Annotated in this window: 3 protein-coding genes; 1 reads left to right on the top strand and 2 read right to left on the bottom strand. The window is 78.0% G+C overall.

Going from position 1 to position 2,303, the window contains the following annotated elements; translation table 11 throughout:
- Positions 1 to 92 precede the first annotated feature (92 nt).
- Together AC1MIR_RS05290 and cysQ are read right to left on the bottom strand one after the other, a co-directional pair.
- Positions 93 to 1,067 carry an L-threonylcarbamoyladenylate synthase gene (locus tag AC1MIR_RS05290; RefSeq protein WP_480027141.1) on the bottom strand — a complete coding sequence of 325 codons (975 nt, stop codon included), beginning with the start codon at positions 1,065 to 1,067 and terminating at the stop codon, positions 93 to 95.
- The gene (gene cysQ, locus AC1MIR_RS05285) at positions 1,064 to 1,825 is read right to left on the bottom strand and encodes a 3'(2'),5'-bisphosphate nucleotidase CysQ (RefSeq protein WP_480027140.1); all 762 of its coding nucleotides are present in this window, start codon (positions 1,823 to 1,825) and stop codon (positions 1,064 to 1,066) included. The genes AC1MIR_RS05290 and cysQ overlap by 4 nt, the downstream gene beginning before the upstream one ends.
- 111 nt (positions 1,826 to 1,936) lie before the next feature.
- Between cysQ and AC1MIR_RS05280 the strand changes: the two genes are divergently transcribed.
- On the top strand, positions 1,937 to 2,303 hold a 367-nt coding region (locus tag AC1MIR_RS05280), incomplete at its 3' end, for a M17 family peptidase N-terminal domain-containing protein (RefSeq protein WP_480027139.1).

Here is a 2,303-nt window from a genome sequence, read left to right as displayed (position 1 = left end):
CATGGGGGCGCCGGCCCGGGCCGCGGGCGCTGCGGCGCCGCGCCGGGGGCCGGGGGGCCTGCGGCAATCGCGGCGGGGCGGGACCGGCGCCGTCAACCCCGCGGCGCCGCGGCCCGTTCCAGCCGGTCGTTGATCGCGGCGCCGAGGCCGGTCCGCGGCACCGGCATCGCGGCGATGGACGAGAGACCAAGGCGGCGGCCGGCCGCGTCCAGCCAGCGCAGCCCGGCGAAAAGCCGCGACGCCGCTTCCCGCATGGCGCCGCCGGGCGAGAGGTTCCACAGCGCGCCGGCGCCGGGCCGCGGCGCGGGGCCGAAGGCGAGCAGCGCCTCGGTGGCCGCAACCCGCCGGGCGTCGAGGCGGACCGGCAGCGACGGCGCATAGTGCGAAAGCAGCATCCCCGGACTGCGGAGGCTCCGCGTCGCCGCGGCGGCGCCAGGCGGCCCGGGGCGGCCGCCCGGGCCGATCGCGGCCTCGATCTCCTCCCCCGGCCCGCCGCCGGGCCGCAGCAGCGCCGCGCCGGCGCCCGAGAGGTCGAGCACGGTGCTCTCCACGCCGACGGCGCAGGGGCCGCCATCCAGCACCGCGGCGATCCGCCCGCCGAGGCCTTCGAGCACATGCGCGGCGGTGGTCGGGCTCACGCCGCCGGAACGATTGGCCGAGGGCGCGGCCACCGGCCGATCCACGCGGCGCAGCAAGTCGAGCGCGAGCGGATGGTCCGGCACCCGCACCGCCAGCGTGTCGAGCCCGGCGCCGGCGAGCAGGTCCACCCGGCAGGTCTCGCGCCGCGACAGCACCAGCGTCAGCGGGCCGGGCCAGAAGCGCGCCGCCAGTTCGCGCGCCCGCTCATCGGCGACGACCTCGGAGTCGAAGGCCGCGGCAGCCGTCCAAAAATGACAGATCAGGGGGTTGAAATGGGGGCGGCCCTTGGCCTCGAAGATGGCGGCGACGGCGCGGCCATCCAGCGCATCGGCGCCGAGGCCATAGACCGTCTCGGTCGGGAAGGCGACGAGCTCGCCGGCGCGGAGCAGCGCGGCGGCCTCGGCGACATCGGTGATCAGGCGGGTCATGCGGCGCCGCGCGCCAGGAAGGGCGGGTTGGCCCAGCCGGGCTTGCCGTAGCGCATCGGCGTGCCGTCCCACGCCGCCACCTCGCCGCCCGCGGCGCGCAGCACGGCTTCGGGCGCGGCGGTGTCCCATTCCATGGTCGGGCCGAAGCGCGGATAGAGATCGGCGCTGCCCTCCGCCAGCCGGCAGAATTTCTCGGCGCTCCCGATGTTCACGATGCGCTGCGCGCGCTGCGCCCGCGCGAAGTCGGCGATGCGCGAATCCTTCGCGTAGTGGCGGCTGGCCATCACCACCGGCCCCTCCGCCGGCACACGCCGCGCGGCGATCTTCGTGCGTTCGCCGCCGCGTTCCTTCCAGGCGCCCGAACCCACGATGCCGCCAAAAAGCTCGCCGGTGGCGGGCAGGGCGACGGCGCCGAGCAGCGGCCGCCCCGCCGCCACCAGGCCGATGCAGACGGCGAAGCTGTCGGTCCCCTCGGCGAATTCGCGGGTGCCGTCCAGCGGGTCCACGAGCCAGAAGCGGTCGCCGGGCGTCGCGACATGGCCGGCCTCCACCTCCTCCTCCGCCACCACCGGGATGCCCGGCGCGGCCTCCCGCAGGCCTTCGACGATCAGCGCCTCGGCCAGGCGGTCGGCGGCGGTGACGGGCGAGAAGTCGCGCTTGCGCTCCACCGCGACGCCGCCTGCGCGCACGGCCATGATGGCCGCGGCGGCGCGGCGCGCGAGACCCGCGGCGAGTTCGAGGAGCGCCCGGTCATCCATGCCGGGCGCCTTACACGCCGCGGCACGCCCCGCCAAGCCGCTCCCGCTTGCCCGCACCGCCACGCCCGGTGATAGGCTGCCTCCAGACAAAAGACACGGAATCGCCCGCGCATGCCCGACATCGCCTTCGTGAAGCCTGCCCTGCCGCGCGGCGGGGCGCTGGTGCTCTGCATGACCGAAGGCGATCCGCCCGCCGGCCTGGCGCGGGAGGCCGAGGACGCGAGCGGCGGCCGGCTCTCCCGCGCGCGGGCGGCGGCCGGCGTCACGGGCCGCACGGGCCAGGCCACGACGCTCTACGCCATCGGCCCCTGGAGCCGCGTCGTGGCGGTCGGCCTGGGCAAGGCGGCGGAGCTCTCCGCCGAGGGCGCGGAAGCCGCCGGCGGCGCCATCGCGCCGGCCGTCGCGCAGGCGCCCCCGGCGCCCCTGGCCCCCCACGGCCCGCCCCCCCCCCCCCCCCCGCCCCGCGGCCCGCAAGCCC

This window comes from Falsiroseomonas sp. RANM36 (genome assembly GCF_056682175.1).
The sequence above is the reverse complement of the archived record's forward strand: the minus strand, read 5'-3'. Positions and strand labels throughout refer to the sequence as shown.

Excerpts from the sequence above, each read along its gene's own strand:
- cysQ (WP_480027140.1), bottom strand. The coding sequence starts at position 1,825 with ATGGATGACCGGGCGCTCCTCGAACTCGCCGCGGGTCTCGCGCGCCGC.
- AC1MIR_RS05290 (WP_480027141.1), bottom strand. The coding sequence starts at position 1,067 with ATGACCCGCCTGATCACCGATGTCGCCGAGGCCGCCGCGCTGCTCCGC.